This window comes from Guyparkeria hydrothermalis, from assembly GCF_023555375.1.
GTDB classification, from domain to species: domain Bacteria; phylum Pseudomonadota; class Gammaproteobacteria; order Halothiobacillales; family Halothiobacillaceae; genus Guyparkeria; species Guyparkeria hydrothermalis.
In genome coordinates this window covers 220,310-243,038 of sequence record NZ_JAJSEE010000003.1, presented here as the reverse complement: position 1 = coordinate 243,038, position 22,729 = coordinate 220,310, and the positions used below count along the sequence as shown (strand labels likewise).

Genomic DNA, 22,729 nt, shown 5'->3' with positions numbered 1-22,729 from the left:
AACGTAGCTCGGGGCGCAATCCGGGCCACAATCCGGACTAGGATTGACTCAGACTTTAGCAGACAATATGTCCAGTCAGACCGGCCGTCTCCACGCATCGAACCGGCCGGCAATGCCGACATACACCGCCAGCGAATCGACCGACCATGAGCATCACCGTCCGCCTGTTTGCCAGCCTGCGCGAGCGCATCGGCTTTGACGAGACCCGCCTCGACGAGACCCCGGCCACTGTGGCCGAGGCCTGGCGGCGGGTTACCGACATCGAGCGCCCCAGCAACACCCTGGCGGCCGTCAACCACGAGTACGTCGACCTCGACCACCCGCTCGCGGATGGCGACGAGGTCGCCTTCTTCCCACCGGTGACCGGAGGCTGAACGCCATGGCCAAGAAACCGTCCGCCAACGACATGCAGCGCGAGATGCGCCAGATCATCTCGCGACGCCGCCGGCTGATCCGCATCTGGCCGGTGATTGCCCTGCTGCTGGGTGCGATGACCGTCGGCTTCTACGTCTGGGCCTTTTTCCAGCGCCCCATCCTGGTCAACCCGCTGCACGTGCTCGAGCTGATGCAGAGCGGCAACCTCGATTCGGCCACCCAGGCCCTGCTCGCCGTGACCGCGCCGATGCTGTTCCTGGCCGTGGGGCTGCTGGTGCTCCTGCTGCTGGCCTTCGTCACCGCCGGACTGGTCAGCGAGGGACGACTGATGCGCGTGCTCGAGAAGAACCTCAGCCGCTGATCCGGCCACCCGCCCCACCTTCCGTCACACAACCGTCAAGACCAACGCGTAAACAGGCACTTGGCCGGGTTGCCAAACACCCCGGCGTCGCCTAAATGAAACGGGTCGGGCATGCACGCCCACCCACCAGCGGAGGTCAGGTCATGGCGATCACGAAAAAGCCGCTAAAGGTGCGCCCGGAGTGTCGCGTCACGTTCAGCTATCGGCCGAACGATGGCGAGAAACACCGCGTCGAGGTGCGTGGCGATTTCAACGGCTGGGGCGATGAAACGTTACCGCTCAAGCGCCAGCGCGACGGCAGCTACCGGACCACGGTCAGCCTGCCGCAGGGCGGCGAGTACGCGTTCCGCTATCTGATCGACGAGGAACGCTGGGACAACGACGAGGCCGCCGACGGCTACGTGCCCAACCCGTTCGGCACCGGCGACAACGGCCTGTTGCGGACGTGAGGTTTGGCGGGGCTCAGCCCCTGGTGAGGCGCAGGCGCTGCAGGCGCATCACCTCGCGGTCGATTAGCTGGCTGTCGCGCGGCGGCAGCGCAGCGAACTCCAGGCCGTAGACCATGCTCTTGCCCACGCCGGGGCGACGGTTGCGCACGATGAATTCCAGGCGCACGTCGATGCCGTCCCCCACCTTCAGGCGGGCGGCGGGCACCTCGTCGCCGGGCTTCAGGTTCGGGTCCTTGTCACCCACCACGCTCACGGCACAGCCGGTCGCCGACAGGTTGACCACGTGACCCGAGGTCACGGCCCGCCGCCCGGGGGTGCAGAAGGCGAGCGTGCCCGGCACGTCCGGCGGCAGGTCGATGCGGAATGCCGCGCGGCGCTGCAGGCGCTGCATCACCTCGGGGTAGCCGATGGCGAGGTAGCAGTCGCCGCCCTCTTCCCGGGTGACCAGATCGGTGGAGTAGAACCAGTTCAGGAGACCATCGATCACCGCCTGCAGGCGCACCCGCTTGGCGTGCAGCACGTGGCGCAGCACCACCGGGTCGGGGCAGTCGAGCACCAGCCGACGGGCCTCGGGCTCGTTGCCCACCACCTGGACCTGGCCCTGGAAGTCGGGATCGTCATCGGGGATCAGCCAGACGTGGCTGCGGGCCTCGAACAGCCGGCCGAGCGAGCGCTCGATGGTGCGGGGGGCGCGGACGGTTTTGATGTCCTGATCGTCCAAGACCGATGACTCCGGGTCCGTGGGTTCAGCGGGGCGGCGTGCGCCGCCCGAGCAGTAGCGCCGACAAGCATACCCATTTTGACCTCACCCTGCAGCCGCCCGACAACCGCATGCCGGCGCCGCTCGGCGGCCGTGGTTCGGTTGCCGCCGGCGATCGGTTACTATAGGCGCCGATTTTTGTCGCAGGGCGGCTCTGAATGCCTGGGACGTTCTTCCCAACCATTCAAAGACTTCCTGTCTCCGATATCCCGTTTACCCATTCGACTGACACAGAGGATTTTTCCATGTCTGATGCCAAGCGACTTTCGCAGTACCTGGCCGAACACCAGCGCCAGGGTCGCGTCGATGCCGACTTCGTCGGCCTGATCAGCGACGTGGCCGCCGGCTGCAAGCTGATCGCCGACCAGGTCGGCCGCGGCAACCTCATCGGCCTGCTGGGCTCGGCTGAGACCGAGAACGTCCAGGGCGAGACCCAGAAGAAGCTCGACATCATCTCCAACGACGAGTTCACCGACATCCTCACCGAGGGCGGCCACGTCGCCGGCCTGGCCTCCGAGGAAATGGACGAGGTCTACGACCTGCCGGCCGGCAAGCACCGCGGCCCGTACCTGTGCACCTACGACCCGCTGGACGGTTCGTCGAACATCGACGTCAACGTCACCGTCGGCACCATCTTCTCGGTCCTCAAGGCCCCCACCGGCAAGGAGAACCCGACCGAGGAAGACTTCATGCAGCCGGGCACCGAGCAGGTCGCCGCCGGTTACGTCACCTACGGCCCGTCCACCATCCTGGTCCTGACCATCGGTGACGGCGTCGACGGCTTCACGCTCGACCGCTCGGTCGGCGAGTTCAAGCTGACCCACCCGAACATGACCATCCCGGAAGACACCGCCGAGTTCGCCATCAACATGTCGAACATGCGTTTCTGGGACGCGCCGGTGAAGCGCTACGTCGACGAGTGCCTGGCCGGCAAGGAAGGCGAGCGCGACAAGGACTTCAACATGCGCTGGGTCGCCTCGATGGTCGCCGAAGTACACCGCATCCTGGTCCGCGGCGGCGTGTTCATGTACCCGATCGACAGCAAGCACCGCGAGCGCGGCGGCAAGCTGCGCCTGATGTACGAGGCGAACCCGATGTCCATGATCGTCGAGCAGGCCGGTGGCCTGTCGATCACCGGCCCGGACCGGATCATGACCATCGAGCCGGAAAAGCTGCACCAGCGCGTGCCGGTCATCCTGGGCTCCAAGAACGAAGTCCAGCGCATCTGGGACTACCACAAGGAAGGCTAAGGCCTTCCGGACAGTTCGGATACAAGAAAGCCCCGCGGGTCATCGACTCGCGGGGCTTTTTCTTGGGGAGAGCAAAGAAATCAGAAGTCAGGGGTCAGACAGCGTGCGCACCGCACCCCTCTGACTTCTTCCTTCTGCTTTCTGACGTCTCGTCAGCCGTAGCGTCCCGTGATGTAGTCCTCGGTCTGCTGCTTCTCCGGCGTGGAGAACATGGTCGCGGTGTCGTTATACTCGATCACCTTGCCGAGGTGGAAGAAGGCGGTGTAGTCGGCGACGCGCGCGGCCTGCTGCATGTTGTGGGTGACCACCACGATGGTGAAGTCCTGCTTCAGCTCGTGCATCAGCTCCTCGATCGTGGCCGTCGAGATCGGGTCGAGCGCGGAGGTGGGCTCGTCCATCAGGATCACGGAGGGCTGCACGGCAATCGTCCGCGCGATGCACAGACGCTGCTGCTGACCGCCGGAAAGCGAGGTGCCCGGCTTGTCGAGCTGGTCCTTGACCTCGTCCCACAGGCCGGCGGCCCTCAGGGAACGCTCGACCAGTTCGTCCTGCTCACTGCCCTTGGAGACGATGTCGTGCATGCGCGGCGCGTAGGCGATGTTCTCGTAGATGCTCTTCGGGAACGGGTTAGGCTTCTGGAACACCATGCCCACCTTCTTGCGCAGGGCGACCTCGTCGACCTGTTTGGAGAGCACGTTCTTGCCCTCCATCATGATCTCGCCCTCGGCGCGCACCGACGGGATCAGGTCGTTCATGCGATTCAGGCAGCGCAGGAAGGTCGACTTGCCGCAGCCCGACGGCCCGATCAGCGCGGTGATGTTGTTCTGGTAGACGTCCAGGTCGATGCCGTGCAACGCCTGCTTGTCGCCGTACCAGAGCTTGAGATCCCGCACGGTCAGCTCGAGATCGTGGGTGGTCTCCTGGTTGAAGGTGACCGGGGCGCCGGGGGATGCGAGTTTGGTTGTCATGCTCGCCGTACCTGTCGTTGGTTGACGTGTGGGAAAAAGTGGTTAGGCCGGAGGAGCCTCTGTGCGAGTCCGATGACGTTCTGCGCGCCCTGAGCCTGGCAGCTGCAAGGCGACCGCCCGCCGCGGAAGGGTTGCTCCCTTTCCAAGGGCGGCAACACAGCAGATGCCTGGCTCAGGGTGCGCCCGCAGGGGGCTGGCCGGCTCGCCTGATAACCGTTTCGCCAGCCCAGAGCGATATCGGACTCGTACAGAGGCTCCATCACCAGCGGTGCTCGAACTTCTTGCGCAGATAGACCGCGGTGGCGTTGAGCGTGATCAGCACCGACAGCAGCACGAGGATGCCGGCGGCGGTGCGCTCGACGTAGGCCGACTCGGGCATCCCGGCCCAAGTGAAGATCTGCGCCGGCAGCACGGTGGCCGCCTGGGTAAAGCTGCCCGGGGCATCCGGGATGTAGGCGATCATGCCAATGATGATCAGCGGCGCGGTCTCGCCCAGCGCCTGGGCCAGGCCGATGATCGAACCGGTGAGAATCCCGGGCATCGACAGCGGCAGGACGTGGTCGCGCACCGTCTGCCAGCGGGTCGCGCCCACGCCGTAGGCCGCCTGACGGATCGAGTCGGGCACGGCCCGAAGCGCCGCGCGCGAGGTAATGATGATGATCGGCAGGGTCATCAGGCCCAGCGTCAGGCCACCGGCCAAGGCCGAGGAGCGCGGCGCGCCGAAGAAGTTGATGAAGATCGCCAGACCCAGCAGACCGAACAGGATCGAGGGGATCGCGGCGAGGTTATTGATGTTGATCTCGAGAAAGCGCGTGAACCGATTGTCCGGCGCGAATTCCTCGAGGTAGACCGCCGTCATCACCCCCACCGGGAAGGCGAAGGCCAGGGTCACGATCAGCACCAGCACCGAGCCGATCGCCGCCGAGGCCAGGCCCGCCATCTCCGGGAGCTTGGAGTCGCCATTGGTGAAAAAGCCGGTGTTGAAACGCAGCTCGGCGCGTCCTTCCTCGACCATCCGGTCGATCACGGCAACCTGCTTGTCCTTGAGGCGCGCCTTGCCTCCCTTGAGGTACTGGTCGACCGCGTCGTCGGCCAGCACCCACTCGGTCTGCGTGGTACCCAGCAGCGAGTCGTCTTCCGCCATGCGCCCGGGGATCAGGCGCAGGTAACCGCGACTGACCAGCTCGCGGTAGTCCGCCTCGACCGCCGCCAGCGGCAGTTCGGCGGCCCGCTCGTTGTAGTCGACCTCCACCTGGATATAGGCCTGCTGGAAGGCCGGCATGCCCTTGATCAGCATGTCGGCGAGGAAGAACAGCAGGAAGATACCGGCGGCGATCAGCGCCGACATCGACAGCCATTTCATCCGGGCGGACTTGCGATGGCGCTTCTTCAGCTGGCGGGAGATGTCGTCGAGGGACTGGGCCATGACGGGACCTTTCCGGTGAATCGAATTACAGGTTGTTGACCGCGTACTTCTCGCGGAAGCGGCGGATCATCACGACCGAGACGAAATTGAGCGCCAGGGTGACCACGAACAGCATCAGGCCGAGGGCAAAGGCCGAGAGCGTGGCCGCGGACTCGAACTCGTTGTCGCCGGTCAGCGCCGAGACGATGCTCACGGTCACCGTGGTCATGTCCTCGAGCGGATTGGCCGTGAGGTTGGGGCGCATGCCCGCGGCCATGACCACGATCATGGTCTCGCCCAGCGCGCGCGAGACACCCAGCAGCGTTGCCGAGACGATGCCCGGCAGCGCGGCGGGCAGCACCACGTGGCGAATGGTCTCGTTGCGGGTGGTGCCCAATGCCAGCGAGCCCTGGCGCATGGCCGTGGGCACCGAGCTGATCACGTCGTCGGACAGCGAGGAGATGAACGGGATGATCATGATGCCCATGACGATCCCGGGCGCCAGCGCGTTGTTGAACGAGGCCTCCAGCCCGACCGAGTCAGCGGCCGAGACGATCAGCGGGGCGACCGTGATCGCGGCGAAGAAGCCGTAGACGACGGTCGGGATGCCGGCGAGGACCTCGAGCACCGGCTTGGCGACGTCGCGCACCTTGGACGGCGCGTACTCGGACATGTAGATCGCCGCCGAGACCCCGATGGGCACGGCCACCAGCATGGCGATGGCGGTGATCATGAACGTGCCGGCGAACAGCGGCAGGGCGCCGAAGTTGCCCGACGGGCCTTCCGAGGCCTCGGCCCGTCCGGCGCCTTCGAGGAAGGCGTCGCCCGGCGCCCAGTTGGTGCCGGTAATGAAGTACCAGAAGCTTTCCATCTGGAAGAAGCGGATCGCCTCGAACAGGATGGAGAACAGGATGCCGAAGGTCGCGAGGATCGAGATCGACGCCGCGCCGATCAGCACCCACTTGACCGCCCGCTCGAGCGAGTCACGGGCGCGGAGCTCCGGGCGGACCCGGTTGAGGCCGACGAACAACCCGAAGGCGCCCAGGCCCAGCGCGCCGACCACGGCCAGCCAGCCGGGGAAGGCGCTTTCGAACACGCCCAGCACGATGGCCGCGAGCATCGCGACGACCACCGCCGGGCCGGCCGCGCTCAACACGGTGAACCAGGCGTACTGATCCGGCTGGGAATGCATGTGCGCCCCGCCGGCGCGAACCCGGGCGGCCTTGGAGCGACCGAGGAAGAACCCCAGCACCCCGAGGAATAGCACCCCGGCGAAGAACGTCATCAGTATCTGGTCGGTCTGCATGACAGCGTGTTCCGTCTTGTCGGTGGCCGATGATCCCGGGCATCCGGTCGATCGTCGGCTCAGGCGGTCGTATGTAGGCGGCCCATTATTGAGAACCTGGCTCCTGTTGCAAGCATTCGGTCATCGAAAGGCCAAACGCTTGCGACAAGGGAAACGCTGCACGATTCGATAGCGCCTCTGCGGGACCGCCAAGGGCCCAGTTGCAAGGCGCAGTCCGCCGCGAATGGCTGTGGCCATTCACAAGGGCTGCAACACCGAAAATGGGCCCTTGGCGGCCCGCCCGAAGGGGCTTGCGGGTTTGCCCGCACTCGGCGTTGGAGCCCCTCGCCGGGCAACAAGCCCGCCTTCGGCGCGGCGCCTTGATTGCGAACAAACCCGCAAGCCAGAGGTGCCATCGAATCGTGCAGCGTTTCCCAAGAGAAAGCCGGCAGATTGACCTGCCGGCTTTCCCCATCCCTGGGAGGGCGTCCCTGCCCCGTCCCTGGGGCGCATCCTTCGCTTACTTGAGATCGGACAGCTGAAGCTTCTTGCGCTCGGCAACCGACGTCTGCAGTTCCTCGAGCTCTGCCTGCGGCAGCGGGATCAGGCCGATGCCCTTGAGGTAACCCAGGTCGCTGAGCATCTTGTCGCTCATGAACAGGTCGACGTAGTCGGCCATGGCCGGGACGTCGTCGGCGTGGCTGTTCTTGATGTAGAAGAACAGCGAACGGGAGACCGGGTACTCACCCGAACCGATGGCTTCCGGCTCCGGCGCAACGCCGTCGATGTTCGAGCCGACCAGCTTGTCGCTGTTTTCCTCGAGGAAGGAGTAACCGAAGATGCCGAAGGCGTCGGTGTCGTTCTCGAGCTTCTGAACGATCAGGTTGTCGTTCTCGCCGGCGTCGATGTAGGCACCGTCCTTGCGCAGGTTGGCGTAGCCTTCGTTGCCGTAGGCTTCCATCTCTTCGGTCACGGCCTCGAGTACCAGCTCCTCGAAGGCGTCACGGGTGCCGGACGTGGTCGGCGGGCCGTAGACGCGGATCTCGCGATCCGGCAGCGAGGAGTCGATGTCGCTCCACTTCTTGTACGGGTTCTCGACCAGCTTGCCGTCGACCGGCACCTGCTCGAGCAGCGCCATGGCGATCTGCTCGCGGCTCAGGCTGACCTTGTCGTTGGTGTTGCTCTGGGCGAAGGCGATGCCGTCGTAGCCGATCATGGCCTCGGTGATGTCGGTGACGCCGTTTTCCTGGCAGCGCTCGAACTCGGACGGCTTCATCCGACGCGAGGCATTGGTGATGTCCGGGGTGTCCAGGCCGTTGCCTTCGCAGAACAGCTTCATGCCGCCGCCGGAACCGGTGGACTCGATGACCGGGGTCGGCCAGTCGGTGGTCGCGCCCAGCTCTTCAGCGACGTAGCTGGCGAACGGGAAGACGGTGGACGAACCGACGATGCGGATCTGGTCACGGGCGTGGGCCGTGCTGATGGAGGCGGCCATGACGGCGGCCAGGCCAATGCTGGTTACGGCAAACGGTTTCATACGGGAAATACCTCAGTTGGTTTCAACACAACGCGATTGAGGAAGTGGAGTCTGAGGATCGTTTGTGACAGCAAGATGAAAGTGTGACAACGGTTCGGTGACAGCGAAACAGAGACTGGTGAGAGGTGAGAGGTGAGAGCGGGATGGTGACGCCGTCAGGCTCGCCATCACGTCTTTTCACTGATGTCTTCCTTCTGACTTCTTCCTTCTGACCTCTGACTTCTCCGCCTAAGGCGGCGGCCATCAGGCCGCCGTCGGCGGCCGGACCCGGAACCAGACCGCGTACATCGCCGGCAGGAACACGATGGTCAGGACGGTGCCGACGGCGATCCCGCCGATCAACGTGACCGCCAGCGGCCCCCAGAAGGTGCTGGCGGTGAGCGGCACGAAGGCGAGGACCGCGGCCAGGGCGGTCAGCACCACGGGCCGGGCCCGCCGGATGGTCGCCTCGATCACCGCGGTGTGGCGGTCGTCGCCGGCGCGACGGTTCTCGTCGATCTGCCCGACCAGGATCAGGGTGTTGCGCATCAGGATACCCGCCAGCCCGATCAGCCCCAGCAACGCGACGAAGCCGAACGGCTGGTTGAACAGCGCCAGGGCACCGGCCGCGCCGATCAGGCCCAGCGGGGCGGTCAGGAGCACCATGAACAGCCCCGGGAACGAGCGCATGTTGAGCATCAGCAGGGTGAGCATCAGCACCACCATCAAGGGCATCACCACCTTGATCGAGTCCTGCGCCCGGCCCGACTGCTCGACGGTGCCGCCGATCTCGATGCGGTAGCCGGCCGGCAGGTCGGCGCGCAGCTCGGCCAGGTCGTCCCAGCTGGCGAAGGTGGCATCCGGCGGCTGGGCGCCACGGATCTCGGCGTTGACGTTGAGATACGGGGTCTGGTTACGCCGCTTGAACACCGGCAGTTCGGTCTGCACCTCGATCTCGCCGAGCTGCGCCAGCGGCACGCTGGACCCGTCGGCCAGGCGAATCGGCAGGCTCTCGAGCCGGGCCGGGTCGCGTGCCACGGCCGGCTCGGCCCGCACCAGCACCTCGATGCCGCGGATACCCTCGCGCAACTCGGTGGCCACCTGGCCGTTGATCAGCCGGGCCAGCTGTTCCTGGACCCCGACCGGCGTCAGGCCCAGCGCGGCCAGCCGCGCCGGGTCGAGCGACAGCGACAGGGTGGGCACCTGCCGCCCCCATTCCAGGTGCGGGTCGACCAGGTGCGGGTTTTCGGCCATCACGGCGCGCACCCGCTCGCCGATCGTCAGCAGTTCCTCGATCTCCGGCCCCATCACGCGGAACTGCACCGGCCAAACCACCGGCGGACCGTAGAGCAGCGGGTGCGGGCGCACGCGCGCCTCCGGGAAGGCACCCTCGCTGATCATCGTCTCCAGGCGGGCGCTCAGGGCCTCGCGCGCCTCGGCGTCGTGGGTGACGGCGATGATCTTGGCGAAGGCGGGATCGGGCAGCTCGGGGTTGAGCGCGAGGAAGAAGCGCGGCGCGCCGCGGCCGATATAGGTCGAGAGCGATTCGAGCGCCGGGTCGTCCTCGATCGCCGCGGCCACCCGTTCGGCCACCTCGCGGGTCGCGGCGATCGAGCTGCCCTCGGGCAGCTGGATGTCGATCAGCAACTCGGGGCGATCGGAACTGGGGAAGAACTGCTTGGCCACCCCCTGCCCCATCAGTACCGCCGAGCCGGCGAACAGCAGCAGGGTGCCGCCGACCACCCACCAGCGATGCGCGACGCAACCGGTGACCAGCCAGCGCAGTGCCCGGTAGGCCCGCCCGGTGTACATCTCGCCCGGCGACGGCTCGATGCGCGGCAACAGCTTCACGCCCAGGTACGGCGTGAACACCACGGCAACGAACCACGAGGCGATCAGCGAGATACCCAGGATCCAGAAGATATTGCCGGCGTACTCGCCCACGTTCGACTGGGCAAAGCCGATCGGCACGAAGCCGACCACGGTGACCAGGGTGCCCACCAGCATCGGCATGGCGGTGACCGTCCAGGCATGCCCCGCCGCCGCGATGCGATCGGCGCCCTCCTCGAGCTTCACCAGCATCATCTCGATGGCGATGATGGCATCGTCCACCAGCAGGCCCAGCGACAGGATCAACGCCCCGAGGGTGATCCGATCGAGGTTCTTGCCGGTCACCTGCATCACCACGAAGGTCACGGCCAGGGTCAGCGGCACGGCCAGCGCGACCACCAGCCCGGCGCGCAACCCCAGGGCCAGGAAGCCCACCAGCATCACCACGCCCAGGGCGAGCAGGAACTTGATCTGGAAGGTATCGACCGCGAGGCGAATCGCATCGGCCTGGTTGGTGACCTTCTCGAGTGCCACGCCGGCCGGCAGCCCGGCGGCGACACGCTCCTCGAAGGCCGACAGGCGCTCGCCGAGCGCCAGGCCGTTGACGTTGTCCTCCATGATCACGCCCACCATCAGGGCGCGCTCGCCGTTGTTCTCGACCATGAAGGCGGGCGGATCGGCCAATCGACGCGAGACCTCGGCCACGTCCGAGACGCGCAGCACCCGCCCGTCGATGGTCAGCGGGGTGGCCGCGATGCGCTCGATGGTCTCGGGCCCGTCGGCATCCAGTCCCGGCCCGACCCGCAGGTAGAGTCGCGGGCCGTCCGTCTCGATCAGGCCGCGGCCGGTCAGGCGGTTCTGCCCGTCGATGGCCGCCGCGACCGACTCGACGCTCAATCCCATCGACTGGATGCGGGCCGGGTCGAGGCGGATCTCGACCCGGTCGTCCTGCTCGCCGATCAGGTGGGCCTTGTCGACGCCCTCGACCCGGAGCGCCTCGCGCCGCAGCGTCTCGGCGGCATCCACCAGCGTGCGCTGATCCACCCCCGGCGCGGTCAGGGCGTAGAGCGTGAAATAGACGTCGGAGAAGTCGTCGTTGAAGAACGGCCCGGCGACCCCGGGGGGCAGTTGCGGGCCGGCATCGGAGAGGTGCTTGCGCACCTGGTAGAAGACGTCATTGACCGCCTCGGGCGGGGTGGCTTCCTCGAAGTTGATGCGCAGATACACCGACCCGGGCCGGGCAATGGTCTCGACGAAGTCGAAGTAGGGCACGTTGTCGAGCGCGCGCTCCAGCGGCTCGCCCACCTGCTCCTGCATCTCGCGGGCCGTCGCGCCATCCCAGTGCGCTTCGGCGAGCATCACCTTGAGGGTGAAGGCCGGGTCCTCTGCCCGCCCCAGCGAGACGAAGGCATACAGCCCGGCGAGGGCGACCAGCAGGATCAGGTAGAGGGTGATCGACCGCTCGCGGACCGCCAGCGCGGAGAGATTGAAACGGCTGACGACCGACTGGCTCAAGGCGCGGTCTCCTCGGCCTCGTCCCCCGCCCCGGCCGCCACCTCGTCGCCGCGGCGCGGCGTGACGGCCTGGCCGTCGTGAAGGCGATTGACCCCGGCGATCACCACCAGTACGCCCGCCGGCAAATCGGACTCGATCACGGCATAACCGGCCTCGATGCGCAGCACGCGCACGGATGCGGCCTCGACCCGGCCATCGACCACCCGGAACACCCGCGCCTCGTCGTCACGGGCGAAGACGGCACCGACCGGCACGCGCCGCTGCGAGATCTCGGACCGGAACGCCAGCGTGGCGGTCTGGCCCAGCGACCAGGGCCGTCCGTCGGCCGCGGGCAGGCGATAACGGGCGGCGAACGTCCGGCTGGCCGGATCGGCCGCGCCGCTCACCGAGTCGAGCGTGGCCTCGAGCTCGACGTCATCGCCCTCGAGATGGGCCCTCGCCGTGTCGGGCAGACCGGCGAGCCGCTGCTCGGGCACATCCACCTCGACCAGCCGGCCGTCGTCGGCCGCCAGCCGTACCGCCGGCTGGCCGGTGGCCACCACGTCACCGGCGTCGGCGACCAGCTCGATCACCACGCCCGCGAAGGGCGCCGCCAGCGTGGCGTAATCGAGGGCATTGCGCGCCTCGACCAGCCGGGCGCGGGTACTGGCCGCGCGGGCCCGGGCCGCCTGCTCGCGCGAGATGGCCTGGTCGAGGGCCTGCTCGCTGGCCACCTGCCGCTCGCGCAGCTCACGGGTGCGCGCCAGCTCCTGCCGCGCCAGGCGTGCCTCGGACTCGGCCTGGGCGAGCTCGGCCTCGACCGAGTCGACCCGCGCGGCCAGATCACGGTTGTCGAGTCGGGCCAGCGGCTCACCAGCCTCGACGCGCTCGCCCCGGCGCACCGGGCGTTCACTGATCCGCCCGGTGGCCTGAAAGCCGACCGAGGCGGTGGTCTCGGCGGCCACCTCGCCGACCAGCGGTGCCCGTTCGACCACGCCGGTTGCCACGGGGGCGACCAGCACCACCGGCGCGTCGGCATCGGCCGATTGGGACGCGGCCAATGCGTGCCCCGCGGGCAGGGCCAGTGCCGCGACCAGGCCGGCGAGCAGCAGAAAAAAATCAGGGCGCTTTGCCATACTCACCGGCCATTCCTCCCTGCAGCCATTAGCCAACCGTCCATGTCCACATCGACCACCCTTGTCTGGTTCCGCCAGGATCTGCGCCTTGCCGACAATCCGGCACTCGACGCCGCGCTGGCATCCGAGCACATCATACCCGTCTATATCGTACCGCCGGAGGGCTCGGAGGAGGGCCGCGACGGCTTTCTCCGGGGCGGGGCCAGCCGCTGGTGGCTGCATCACAGCCTCGAGGCGCTCGATCGCGACCTTCGGGCACGGGGCAGTCGGCTGATCGTGCGCCGCGGCGAGCCGGCCGAGGTGCTGGCCCGGCTGGCCGCCGAGACCGACGCGACCGTCGTGCACTGGAACCGTCGACTGGAACCGGCCGGCATCGCCACCGATCGGGCGGTCAAGCAGTCACTACGCGAGCAGGGCCTGAGCGTCCAGTCGTTTGCCGGCAACTACCTGCACGAGCCCTGGAACGTGCTCAACAAGCAGGGCGCGCCCTACAAGGTCTTCACCCCCTACTGGAAGGCGCTGCTCGCCGAGGGCATCGACCTACCCGTCCTGTCCGACCCCGAGCGACTGCCAGCCGTGGACGAGGCCATCGCGAGCGAGCCGATCGACTCGCTCGAGCTCCTGCCGCAACTCGACTGGGCCGACGGTTTTGCCGACTGGTGGACGCCGGGCGAGGCGGGTACCTGGGATCGTTTCGAGTCATTCCTCGACGACGTCTCGCGCTACCACGAGACCCGCAACCGGCTCGACCTGGACGGCACCTCGCGGCTCTCGCCGCACCTGCACTTCGGTGAGATCTCCCCGCGCCAGGTCGTCGCCCGGGTGCGCAGCGAGTACCCGGACGCCCTCGACGACAAGGGCCCGGAGCACTTCCTGCGCGAGGTCGGCTGGCGCGAGTTCGGCGCCAATCTGCTCTACCACTTCCCGCGGACCGAAACCGACAATCTCGACGCCCGCTTCGACCACCTGCCCTGGCGCAACGCCACGGATCACATCGTGGCCTGGCAACGCGGCAAGACCGGCATCCCGGTGGTCGACGCGGCCATGCGCGCCTTGTGGGCGACCGGCTGGATGCACAATCGCGCGCGGATGATCGTCGCCTCGTTTCTGACCAAGAACTGCCTGGTCGACTGGCGTATCGGCGCCGACTGGTTCATGGACACGCTGGTCGACGCGGATCTGCCCAGCAACACCGCCGGCTGGCAGTGGGTGGCGGGCACCGGCGCGGATGCCGCCCCCTACTTCCGCATCTTCAACCCCGTCCTGCAGGGCGAGAAGTTCGACCCCGAGGGCGCCTTCATCCGTCGCTGGGTGCCGGAGCTGGCCGAACTGCCCGACAAGGCCCTGTACGCGCCCTGGGAGGCGAAACCGGAGACGCTGGCACGCGCCGGGGTGAGGCTGGGCGAGACCTACCCCGAACCGATCGTCGATCTCAAGGCCTCGCGCGAACGGGCGCTGGAGGCCTTCCAGCAGATCAAGGACTACCAGCGCTAAGGAGCCTCTGCCCACGCGCCGCCTCACGGGTAAGATGTGGGACATCCACCCCTCGTTGTCTCTGCCGATATGTCGATATATAGTAAAGAACATACCGCGTCGTTCACTGGCTCGCTGGGCCTGAAGCTGGGCGCGGGTGAGATCTCGGACCGCCGCTTGCGGCTGCTGGCCGCGCTCGAGCAAACCGGCTCGATCAGCGGCGCGGCCCGCGCGATCGGCATGACCTACAAGGCGGCCTGGGACGCGATCGACGCGATCAACAACCTCGCCGACCGGCCACTGGTGGCCACCCGCCATGGCGGCAGTCGCGGCGGCGGCGCCGAACTGACCGAGGAGGGCCGGCAACTGCTGGCCGCCTGGCGGCGGCTCGACGGCCTGCAGCGCGAGATGCTCGCCCTGTTCGAACGCGAACAGATCACCGATCAACTGGACCTGATCAGGCGAATCAACATGAAGACAAGCGCCCGAAACCATCTGGCCGGCAAGGTGAAGGCGATCACCCGGGGCACGGTCAACAGCGAGGTCGTCGTCGCATTGAACGGCGGCGACGAGCTGGTCGCCGTCATCACCAGCCAGAGCGTCGAGGACATGGGGCTGGCCGAGGGCGGTGACGTGCACGCCCTGGTCAAGTCGAGCTTCGTCATCCTGGCCGATGCCGCCTCGCGCACCTCGGCGCGCAACCACCTCTGCGGCACGGTCGAGCGGATCGAGACCGGCGCGGTCAACAGCGAGGTGGCCATCGCCCTGCCCGGCGGCGCCCGGCTGACCGCGGTGGTGACCAACGAGAGCGTCACTGCCCTGGGCCTGCGCGAGGGCGGCAAGACCTGTGCGCAGATCAAGGCCAGCCACGTCATCCTGGGCGTGGACGAGTAGCGACGTAATCGCTCGCGCGGCATCTCGCCTTGCGCACCGATATATACCCAGCGACTCATCGAAGAACGAAACAAGGAGTTCGAGATGTGGAAGAAGACCCTGATGACCACCCTGCTCGCCAGCGGCTGGCTGACCGCGACGGCGGTCCAGGCCGCGACCATCACCGTGGCGGTCGCCGCGAACTTCACCAAGGCGGCCGAGGAGATCGGCGCGGCCTGGGAAGCGAAGAGCGGTCACGACGTGCGGTTCTCCTTCGGCCCATCGGGCAAGCTGCTCGCGCAGATCCAGAACGGCGCGCCGTTCGATGCCTATTTCTCTGCCGACACGGATCGCCCCGAGCTCCTGGTCGAGGCCGGTGACGCGCGGGACTTCTTCGTCTACGCCCGGGGACAACTCGCCCTGTTCAGCCTGGACCTGCCGGTCGACGAGCGCGCCGAAGCAATCCTGGCCGACGGCGACTTCCGCTATCTGGCGGCCGCCAACCCCAAGGCCGCGCCCTATGGACTGGCCGCGCAGCAGGTGCTGGAAAAGCGCGGCCTCTACCAGCGCTACCGAGACGCGGGAAAGATCGCCACCGGTGAAAGCATCACGCAGACCTTCCAGTTCGTCACCACCGGCAACGCCCAGCTGGGGTTCGTCGCCCTGTCGCAGCTGCGGGACCCGGAAAGCCCGGTCGCGGGCAAAGGCCACACCTGGATGCCGCCGGCCGAGGACTACGACCCGATCGAGCAGGGTGCCGTGGCGCTGACCCGCAGCGAACACCCCGAGGTGGTCGATGACTTCCTGACCTTCGTCCGCGGCGACGCGGGCGCGGCGATCATCGCCAAGTACGGCTACGACACGCCCTGAGGAACCGTTCCCCGAGGACTTTCCATGACCCTGTTCGGCATCCCGCTCGACACCCATCCGATCTGGCTGACCCTGCAGGTCGCGGCGGTGACCACCATCCTGCTGCTACTCATCGGCGTGCCGATCGCCTGGGGGCTTTCCCGCATGCGATCGCGCTGGCGGGTGGTCTTCGAGGCACTGGTCTCGTTGCCGCTGGTGCTGCCCCCGACGGTGCTGGGCTTCTACCTGATCATCGCCATGAACCCCAACGGGCCGCTGACCGAGTTCCTGGGCCGGTTCGGCTTCGATGGCCAGCTGACCTTCAATTTCGCCGGGCTGGTGATCGGCTCGGTGCTGTTCTCGTTGCCATTCATGGTCCAGCCGATGATGTCCGCCTTCCAGGGGCTCTCGGAGGAGGTCCTGGATGCCGCCCGGCTGATGCGCGCGGGCTTTCTCGACCGGTTCTTCACGGTGATCCTGCCGCTGTCGCGCCAGGGCCTGCTGGTGGGCTCGGTGCTCACCTTCGCCCACACCGTGGGCGAGTTCGGCGTGGTGCTGATGGTCGGTGGGAACATCGAGGGGCAGACGCGCATGGTCTCGATCGCGATCTTCGACCACGTCGAGTCGTTCGAGTACGCCCAGGCCCACCTGCTCTCGGCGGTAATGGTGATCTTCTCCTTCGCCACGCTGGTGGGCGTGTACCTGATCAACCGCCGGTTTTCGGCACGACTGGGGTAGGGGCATGTTCGCAGGCAACCTCACACTGACCGTCGGCGAGTTCCGCATGGCCTCCGGCGACTTCGCCTTCGACTCCGACGGCGTGACCGCGCTGTTCGGTCGCTCGGGATCGGGCAAGAGCACATTGCTGCGCGCGATGGCCGGCCTGGACCGGCAGACGCGCGGACAGCTGCGCTTTCACGACGAGACCTGGCAGGACGGCCGGCACGCCCTGCCAGCCGAGCAGCGCGACATCGGCATGGTCTTCCAGCATGCCGCCCTACTCGCCCACCGCACCGTGCGCGGCAATCTGGACTTCGCCGCCAGACGCGCCCCAGCGGACCGGGGGGCGGCGATCGACCGCGACCAGATCATCGAACGCACCGGCCTCGGCCCGCTGCTCGACCGGGCGGTGGGCAAGCTCTCCGGCGGCGAGCGCCAGCGCATCGCCATCGCCCGGGCCCTGATCGGCAAACCCCGCGTGCTGATGATGGACGAGCCGCTAGCCGCGCTCGACTGGCGCGCCAAGGCAGAGCTCCTGGACCTGTTCGAGACGGTGATCCGCGATTTCGGCATTCCCACGGTGATTATCACCCACGCCCCGGCGGAGGTGGAGCGCCTCGCCGACCGGGTGGTGTTCATGAGCGAGGGGCGCGTCGAGCGGGTCGAGACATTGAAGGAGGCGCTCGGGCGGGTCGACTCGCCGCTGTTCACCGAGGAAGGCCCGGTCGCCTCGCTCGACGGGCACGTGGAGCACGTCGACGGCGACCCGCATCGCCTGCGCTTCGTCACCACACCCCAAACGGGCACCGGCCAGCCGGTCACCTTTCAACTGGGCGCGGACGGCTCGACGACCGAGCACGGCCCACGTCGTCTGCGCGTGCGCGCCGACGACGTGGCACTGGCCCGGAAGCGACTCGACAACATCTCGATGCAGAACCAGCTCCCGGCCCGGATCGAACGGATCGACACCAGCGCCCCGGGCCGCCGGGCCGTGTTCCTCACCCTGGAGGACGGTCAGCGGCTGGTCAGCGAGGTCACCGACCGCGCCGTGGCCGACATGGGGCTGGATGCCGGCCAGGCCGTGATCGCCCTGGTCAAGAGCGCGGCATTGGCGAGGTAATCCGGGCCGAGCGACACGACCGCGGGCCCGCGTGGCCCGATCAGGCGGAAACCGAGCCCTTCCCTGGCCACGATGCCTCGCGGCCAATGTCGTCGCTGACCCGCCCCTCGCGGCAGAGCTGGCCCATCCTCAGCAATTGCCGATCGAGCTGCGGCCCCCAGCCGTAGTGACGCACGGCCCGTCGGCGCGCGGCGGCGCCGGCGGTCAGCCAGTCGCGGTCGAACAGGCGCGTCACGCCCCGCGCGAGTGCCGCGGCCCGCGCCTGCGGCACCAGCTCGCCCACCGTCTCGTCGACCAGCTCGGGCGTGGCCCCGGCATCCACGCCGACCACCGGCAGGCCGCAGGCCATCGCCTCGAGGATCACCAGGCCGAAGGTCTCGGCATCGCCGGCATGCAGCAAGGCGTCCGCCGATGCGAGGTAGGCGGCCAGCGTGTGCTCGTCGGCGACGTAATCGACCACGCGCAGACGGGGATGGCTGCCGACGGGCATGCCCGCGCCGATCAGCAACAGGTAGTAACGATCGTCGAGCTCGTCGAGCGACGCGACCAGCTGGTCGACGTGCTTCTCGCGCGTGTTGCGCCCGGCGAACACCAGCAAGCGGGCATCGCGCGGGATCCCGAGCGCGTCACGCAGTCCCGGCTGGACCGCGGAGGGACGGAAGATCGAGGTATCCACGCCCAGGCGCTGCACGCTGACATGGCGCACGCCCAGGTCGGCCAACTGGCTGGCCATGACGTCGCTCGGGGCGAACATCCAGTCGAATCGGCGATACAGCCGGCCCAGATAGCGCCCCGACAGCGGCCGGACCCAGTCGCCGCAACGCAGCGCGAGCAAGCGCGAGAGGTCCGAATGGAAGAAGCCGACCGCCGGCACGCCCAGTCGTTTCGCCGCGGCCTGGGCGGCGTGGGCGGTGACGTAGGGATCGCCCGCCTCGATCGCATCGGGCGCCAGCTCGATCAACGCCTCCCGCCAGGGACCGGGGCGCAGGGGAAACCGGTAGCCATCGCCGGCGGGCAGGCGCCAGGCCGGCAACTGGCGCAGCCACTGATTGGCATCGGCCGACCACGCCGAATGCGGGCCGGGCACCAGCAGGCTGTGCTGGCAATCCGGGCAATCAGCGATGTGGTGGCGCTTGGCCTCGAGGTAACGGCGCACGCCGCCCGAGGCCGGCCCCCAGAACATGGTGACGTCGGCCAGGTGCAGCGGCGGGGAAACAGGTGTCTTTTCCATTGGCGCCACGCTACCCCGCGCGCATGACGGTTTGTTGTCAGCCGGAGCGGTCCTCGGCCCCTGGCCACTCGACCGGCAACACCCGTTCCGGGTACTGGCCGGCCAGGTGGGCGAGGTTGCGACAATCGGGGCGGTGGAGCTTGTAGCCCTGCGAGCGACTCAGGAACGCCATCACCCGTTCACCCGGTTGCGGGTTGCAGCACTTGGCCGGGATGACCTTGAGCCCGTCGATCGACTGGTTCTCGATGACGAGGCTGCGCCCGCCCGGCGGCTCGGGCAACGGCTCGCCTGCGGCCGGCTCCTCGCGCGGCGGGCGCGCGGAGCGGTCCGCCGCCGCGCCCAACTGGCCGCGGGCGGCGGCCTGCAGCGTCTCCGGGGCGATGCGGTGATGCCCCACGGCCAGGAACAGCTGGTCGTCGCTGTTCACGCCCAGTGCCTCGAGCAACTGCCGGCGGGCGGGGGCGTCCATGGAAAAGCGCCGGTACAGCCGTTCGCAGATCAGGCGCCCGCGTTCGCGGGCATCCTCGCGATCGAACTGCGCGAACCAGTTGCGCACCTTCGCCCGGGAGCTCGCCGAGCGCAGAAAGCCGCTCTTGGCGTGCGCCCACTCGCGGCTGGGCGCCGGCTCCTTGTGGGTCAGCACCTCGACCGTGTCGCCATTGGCCACCTCGGTCTTGAGGGGCGCGATCTGGCCGTTGACCTTCGCCCCGCGACAGCGGTGCCCCAGGTGGGTGTGGATGCGATAGGCAAAATCGAGCACCGTCGCCCCCGCCGGCAGCTCCACCAACTCGCCATTCGGCGTGAAGGCATACACCATTGGCGCGGCCAGTGGCCGGATCTCGCCACGCGACAGGCCACGGCGCAGCGATTCGACCTGCATGTCGAAGGGGTTTTCGCCGCCACCGCCGCCCTTGTAGCGCCAGTGGGCGGCGACGCCGAACTCGGCGAAGGCGTGCATGCGCTCGGTGCGGATCTGGATCTCGACCACCTTGCCCTCGTCGGCCTCGACGGCCGTGTGCAGCGACTGGTAGCCGTTGGGCTTGGGCCGGGCGATGTAATCGTCGTATTCGCTCGGGATGGGGCGGAACAGCTCGTGGACCACCGAGAGCGCGGCGTAGCAGTCGGTGACCGAATCGACCTGCACCCGCAGCGCGCGCACGTCGAACAGCTCCTCGAAGGAGAGCTGCTTGCGGCGCATCTTCCCCCAGATGCTGTAGATATGCTTGGGCCGCCCGTAGACCTCGGCGCGGATGCCCGCCTGGAGCAGGGCGTGGTTCAGTTTCTGCTCGACCTGGACCAGGTACGACTCGCGGCTGGTGCGACGCTCGTCGAGCAGGCCGGCGATCTCGACGTAGGTGTTCGGTTCGAGATGGCGGAAAGCCAGGTCCTCGAGCTCCCACTTGATCTGACCGAGGCCGAGCCGATGGGCGATCGGCGCATGGACGGCCAGCGTCATGCCGGCAAACCGCCGGCGCCGCGCCTCGTCGGGTTCCTCGCCGAGCGCCCGCATTCCTTCCAGCCGGTAGGCCAGATCGATCAGCACCGCCCGGGCATCCCGCGCGCCGGCGAGCAGCAGGCGGCGCCAGTACTCGCGCTGCCCCTCGTCCTGCGGCTCGGGGTAGCGCGTTTCCCAGCCACGCAATCGCTCGATCGCCCCGAGCAGGCGCTGCACGCCCCGGTACTCCTGTCGCCCCAATCGTGGCGCGATGAAGGCGGCGGCATTGTCCTCGCCCGGGGCGTCGTCCAGTGCCGGATCGGCCAGCAAGGCGGCCACCAGGGTAGCGAGGTCGGCCTGGACATCGGCCAAGGCGACGGCGACCCGCGGGCCGACGGCGGCAGGTGAGTCGTTCGCGACCGACTGGCACAACCGTTCGACGGCCAGCGCCAGGTCGGGACCGACACGCTCGCCCATGCCGTCGAGCGCCTGCTGCAGGCGTTGGCAAAGGTGGTCCGGGTTGATGTCGAGCGGGTGCTGCATGCGGGTTGCTGGGTCTCGGCTGGAATGCGTTCCTGGAGGATATTCTCGGGCGACCTGCCCCGGGCCACCCGGCGGCGGGGCACACGCCGGTTGGGTTGCCGTCGGGGCCGTGGCACTATCCGGTCTGTGCTTACGGCACGCCATCGCGTGACCGCCGCCACGTTCAGATTACCACCCGGCCGATCGGCCGGTCAGGCACAGGGAGACAGGCATGACCAAACGGCCCGACCTTCACGGGGAACATCACCGTCTCAACCGCTACCGCAGCGTCCGGGCCGCCGTACTGGGGGCGATCGCCGGGTTGGTTGCCCTGTCCAGCCTGATCGCCGGCCTGCTGGCTAGCGGCCTGCCACCCGCCGAGGTGCTGCATGCCGCGGTGATCGCCCTGGTCGCCGGGGCATTGGCCCTGGCCGCCGGTCAGCACGTCGCCCTGCGCCTGCGCCAGGACACGGAAAAGGCGGACCTGGACATGGAGGCGCGCGAGCTGGAAATCAACTTCGAGCACGAGCTGGGCGAGCTGCGCGACATCTACGTCGAACGCGGCGTGGATGCACAGACGGCCGAGACGGTCGCCCGCCAGATGATGGCGCACGATGCGCTCGGCGCGCATGCCCGCGAGGAAATGGGCCTGCACCAGATCACCGACACCCGGCCGTTGCTCGCCGCCATTCCGCTGGCCGCCTCGTTCGCCGCCGGTGCCGCCCTGCCGCTACTGGTGGCGCTGATCGTGCCCGCCGAGCGCATGATGATGCTTACCGTGCCGCTCACCCTGCTGGTGCTGGCCGTGCTCGGCGCCTTGAGCTCGCGCACCGGCGGGGCCTCGATGATGCTCGGCGGTTTCCGCACCGCGTTCTGGGGCGCGGCAACCATGGGCGTCACCGCGCTGGTCGGCCAGTTGCTCTCCGGTCTTTCCTGACACCGCCCCGGTGGCCCGGGTGGCCAAAAAACCGGTGACGCCCGGCCCGCGCGTGGTACTGCTGCACGGGCTGTGGATGGGTCGCTGGGCGATGTGGCCACTCGCCCACCGGCTCAGGCGCGCCGGCTTCCACCCGGTCCATTTCGGCTACCCGTCGCGCGCGAGGCCGGCCGATAACGCCGAGCGCCTCGCCCGCTGGCTGGCCGACCAGCCCGACCCACCCCTCCATTTCCTCGCCCACAGCCTGGGCGGCCTGGTGCTGGCCCACCTGTTCGCCCGACACCCCGAGGCGCGCTCACCGGCCACGCGCGTGGTGCTGCTGGGCTCGCCACTGGCCGGCAGCGGGGTGGCCCGCCGACTGGGCGAGACCCGAGTGGGGCGATGGCTGCTCGATGGCAGCCTCGTCGACGGCCTGGCCGGTGACCCGCCTGACTGGACCGCCCCGAACACCCTCATGCTGGCCGGCGACCGCCCAATCGGCCCGGGGCGATTGCTCCCCGGCGAACTCGACATCCCCAACGACGGCACCGTGGCCGTCGCCGAGACCCGCGTGGAGCGCCTTGCCGCGCACCGCCGGGTGCCGGTAAATCATTTCGCCCTGCTCTGGTCGGGTCAGGTCGCGCAACTGGCCATCGATCACCTCTCCGTTACCGACGCGGCCGCCACCGACCGGTGAGACGGGCATAAAAAAGGCCGCCCCCTCGGGGTCGGCCCGGCCTGCCTCATCCAGTAGGGGAAAG

20 protein-coding genes are annotated in these 22,729 nt (G+C 68.2%); 11 read left to right on the top strand and 9 right to left on the bottom strand.

Annotated features, from left to right (window positions below):
- Window positions 1–146: 146 nt before the first annotated feature.
- The 3 genes from LV475_RS06030 to LV475_RS06020 all read left to right on the top strand — a co-directional run bounded on the left by LV475_RS06030 (window position 147) and on the right by LV475_RS06020 (window position 1,185).
- The gene (locus tag LV475_RS06030; protein WP_136867855.1) at window positions 147–374 is read left to right on the top strand and encodes a MoaD/ThiS family protein; all 228 of its coding nucleotides are present in this window, start codon (window positions 147–149) and stop codon (window positions 372–374) included.
- Between the two features lie 5 nt (window positions 375–379).
- Window positions 380–736, top strand: coding sequence for a hypothetical protein (locus LV475_RS06025; protein ID WP_136867856.1), 357 nt, complete (start codon window positions 380–382; stop codon window positions 734–736).
- 143 nt (window positions 737–879) lie between these two features.
- The gene (locus LV475_RS06020; RefSeq protein WP_136867857.1) at window positions 880–1,185 is read left to right on the top strand and encodes an isoamylase early set domain-containing protein; all 306 of its coding nucleotides are present in this window, start codon (window positions 880–882) and stop codon (window positions 1,183–1,185) included.
- Between the two features lie 13 nt (window positions 1,186–1,198).
- Here LV475_RS06020 and LV475_RS06015 read toward each other — a convergent pair whose 3' ends face one another.
- Window positions 1,199–1,906, bottom strand: coding sequence for a flagellar brake protein (locus tag LV475_RS06015; RefSeq protein ID WP_136867858.1), 708 nt, complete (start codon window positions 1,904–1,906; stop codon window positions 1,199–1,201).
- A gap of 284 nt (window positions 1,907–2,190) precedes the next feature.
- Between LV475_RS06015 and LV475_RS06010 the strand changes: the two genes are divergently transcribed.
- Window positions 2,191–3,195, top strand: a complete 1,005-nt coding sequence (locus tag LV475_RS06010; protein ID WP_136867859.1) for a class 1 fructose-bisphosphatase — start codon at window positions 2,191–2,193, stop codon at window positions 3,193–3,195.
- Window positions 3,196–3,347: 152 nt separating this feature from the next.
- On the opposite strand, the gene pstB is transcribed toward LV475_RS06010, so the two are convergent.
- The 6 genes from pstB to LV475_RS05980 form a co-directional block, all read right to left on the bottom strand.
- A complete protein-coding gene (gene pstB / locus LV475_RS06005; protein WP_136867860.1) occupies window positions 3,348–4,163 on the bottom strand; it encodes a phosphate ABC transporter ATP-binding protein PstB in 816 nt (271 codons plus the stop codon).
- Window positions 4,164–4,422: 259 nt separating this feature from the next.
- The gene (gene pstA, locus LV475_RS06000) at window positions 4,423–5,589 is read right to left on the bottom strand and encodes a phosphate ABC transporter permease PstA (protein WP_136867861.1); all 1,167 of its coding nucleotides are present in this window, start codon (window positions 5,587–5,589) and stop codon (window positions 4,423–4,425) included.
- 25 nt (window positions 5,590–5,614) lie between these two features.
- Window positions 5,615–6,874, bottom strand: a complete 1,260-nt coding sequence (gene pstC, locus LV475_RS05995) for a phosphate ABC transporter permease subunit PstC (protein WP_136867862.1) — start codon at window positions 6,872–6,874, stop codon at window positions 5,615–5,617.
- Between the two features lie 499 nt (window positions 6,875–7,373).
- Entirely contained in the window at window positions 7,374–8,390 is a 1,017-nt protein-coding gene (locus LV475_RS05990) for a PstS family phosphate ABC transporter substrate-binding protein (protein WP_136867863.1), read from the bottom strand.
- Window positions 8,391–8,633: 243 nt separating this feature from the next.
- Window positions 8,634–11,714, bottom strand: a complete 3,081-nt coding sequence (locus LV475_RS05985) for an efflux RND transporter permease subunit (RefSeq protein WP_136867864.1) — start codon at window positions 11,712–11,714, stop codon at window positions 8,634–8,636.
- A complete protein-coding gene (locus LV475_RS05980) occupies window positions 11,711–12,829 on the bottom strand; it encodes an efflux RND transporter periplasmic adaptor subunit (RefSeq protein WP_250105931.1) in 1,119 nt (372 codons plus the stop codon). Before LV475_RS05980 ends, LV475_RS05985 begins: the two co-directional genes overlap by 4 nt.
- A gap of 42 nt (window positions 12,830–12,871) precedes the next feature.
- Between LV475_RS05980 and LV475_RS05975 the strand changes: the two genes are divergently transcribed.
- From LV475_RS05975 to modC, 5 genes are all read left to right on the top strand, one after another.
- Window positions 12,872–14,323 carry a cryptochrome/photolyase family protein gene (locus LV475_RS05975; RefSeq protein WP_136867995.1) on the top strand — a complete coding sequence of 484 codons (1,452 nt, stop codon included), beginning with the start codon at window positions 12,872–12,874 and terminating at the stop codon, window positions 14,321–14,323.
- 69 nt (window positions 14,324–14,392) lie between these two features.
- Window positions 14,393–15,196, top strand: a complete 804-nt coding sequence (locus LV475_RS05970; protein WP_136867996.1) for a TOBE domain-containing protein — start codon at window positions 14,393–14,395, stop codon at window positions 15,194–15,196.
- An 84-nt stretch (window positions 15,197–15,280) separates the two neighbouring features.
- Entirely contained in the window at window positions 15,281–16,045 is a 765-nt protein-coding gene (gene modA, locus LV475_RS05965) for a molybdate ABC transporter substrate-binding protein (protein WP_136867997.1), read from the top strand.
- A gap of 24 nt (window positions 16,046–16,069) precedes the next feature.
- Window positions 16,070–16,762, top strand: coding sequence for a molybdate ABC transporter permease subunit (gene modB, locus LV475_RS05960; protein ID WP_136867998.1), 693 nt, complete (start codon window positions 16,070–16,072; stop codon window positions 16,760–16,762).
- 4 nt (window positions 16,763–16,766) lie between these two features.
- Complete coding sequence (modC, locus tag LV475_RS05955; RefSeq protein WP_250105930.1) at window positions 16,767–17,864, top strand: molybdenum ABC transporter ATP-binding protein; 1,098 nt, start codon at window positions 16,767–16,769, stop codon at window positions 17,862–17,864.
- A gap of 40 nt (window positions 17,865–17,904) precedes the next feature.
- On the opposite strand, the gene LV475_RS05950 is transcribed toward modC, so the two are convergent.
- Window positions 17,905–19,095 carry a glycosyltransferase gene (locus LV475_RS05950; RefSeq protein WP_136868000.1) on the bottom strand — a complete coding sequence of 397 codons (1,191 nt, stop codon included), beginning with the start codon at window positions 19,093–19,095 and terminating at the stop codon, window positions 17,905–17,907.
- 37 nt (window positions 19,096–19,132) lie between these two features.
- Entirely contained in the window at window positions 19,133–21,073 is a 1,941-nt protein-coding gene (locus tag LV475_RS05945) for a RelA/SpoT family protein (protein ID WP_250105929.1), read from the bottom strand.
- Between the two features lie 211 nt (window positions 21,074–21,284).
- Here LV475_RS05945 and LV475_RS05940 point away from each other — a divergent pair, with 211 nt between their 5' ends.
- A complete protein-coding gene (locus LV475_RS05940) occupies window positions 21,285–21,989 on the top strand; it encodes a VIT1/CCC1 transporter family protein (RefSeq protein WP_136868041.1) in 705 nt (234 codons plus the stop codon).
- A gap of 19 nt (window positions 21,990–22,008) precedes the next feature.
- Entirely contained in the window at window positions 22,009–22,665 is a 657-nt protein-coding gene (locus LV475_RS05935; RefSeq protein ID WP_136868042.1) for an esterase/lipase family protein, read from the top strand.
- Window positions 22,666–22,729 lie beyond the last annotated feature (64 nt).

What these genes read in the sequence shown, in the direction of transcription:
- LV475_RS06030 (WP_136867855.1), top strand. Translation starts at nt 147, where the DNA reads ATGAGCATCACCGTCCGCCTGTTTGCCAGCCTGCGCGAGCGCATCGGC.
- LV475_RS06020 (WP_136867857.1), top strand. Translation starts at nt 880, where the DNA reads ATGGCGATCACGAAAAAGCCGCTAAAGGTGCGCCCGGAGTGTCGCGTC.
- LV475_RS05990 (WP_136867863.1), bottom strand. Translation starts at nt 8,390, where the DNA reads ATGAAACCGTTTGCCGTAACCAGCATTGGCCTGGCCGCCGTCATGGCC.
- LV475_RS05970 (WP_136867996.1), top strand. Translation starts at nt 14,393, where the DNA reads ATGTCGATATATAGTAAAGAACATACCGCGTCGTTCACTGGCTCGCTG.
- LV475_RS05975 (WP_136867995.1), top strand. Translation starts at nt 12,872, where the DNA reads ATGTCCACATCGACCACCCTTGTCTGGTTCCGCCAGGATCTGCGCCTT.
- LV475_RS05945 (WP_250105929.1), bottom strand. Translation starts at nt 21,073, where the DNA reads ATGCAGCACCCGCTCGACATCAACCCGGACCACCTTTGCCAACGCCTG.
- LV475_RS05940 (WP_136868041.1), top strand. Translation starts at nt 21,285, where the DNA reads ATGACCAAACGGCCCGACCTTCACGGGGAACATCACCGTCTCAACCGC.
- pstC (WP_136867862.1), bottom strand. Translation starts at nt 6,874, where the DNA reads ATGCAGACCGACCAGATACTGATGACGTTCTTCGCCGGGGTGCTATTC.
- pstB (WP_136867860.1), bottom strand. Translation starts at nt 4,163, where the DNA reads ATGACAACCAAACTCGCATCCCCCGGCGCCCCGGTCACCTTCAACCAG.
- LV475_RS06010 (WP_136867859.1), top strand. Translation starts at nt 2,191, where the DNA reads ATGTCTGATGCCAAGCGACTTTCGCAGTACCTGGCCGAACACCAGCGC.
- modB (WP_136867998.1), top strand. Translation starts at nt 16,070, where the DNA reads ATGACCCTGTTCGGCATCCCGCTCGACACCCATCCGATCTGGCTGACC.
- modA (WP_136867997.1), top strand. Translation starts at nt 15,281, where the DNA reads ATGTGGAAGAAGACCCTGATGACCACCCTGCTCGCCAGCGGCTGGCTG.
- LV475_RS05950 (WP_136868000.1), bottom strand. Translation starts at nt 19,095, where the DNA reads ATGGAAAAGACACCTGTTTCCCCGCCGCTGCACCTGGCCGACGTCACC.
- LV475_RS06025 (WP_136867856.1), top strand. Translation starts at nt 380, where the DNA reads ATGGCCAAGAAACCGTCCGCCAACGACATGCAGCGCGAGATGCGCCAG.
- modC (WP_250105930.1), top strand. Translation starts at nt 16,767, where the DNA reads ATGTTCGCAGGCAACCTCACACTGACCGTCGGCGAGTTCCGCATGGCC.
- pstA (WP_136867861.1), bottom strand. Translation starts at nt 5,589, where the DNA reads ATGGCCCAGTCCCTCGACGACATCTCCCGCCAGCTGAAGAAGCGCCAT.
- LV475_RS05980 (WP_250105931.1), bottom strand. Translation starts at nt 12,829, where the DNA reads ATGGCAAAGCGCCCTGATTTTTTTCTGCTGCTCGCCGGCCTGGTCGCG.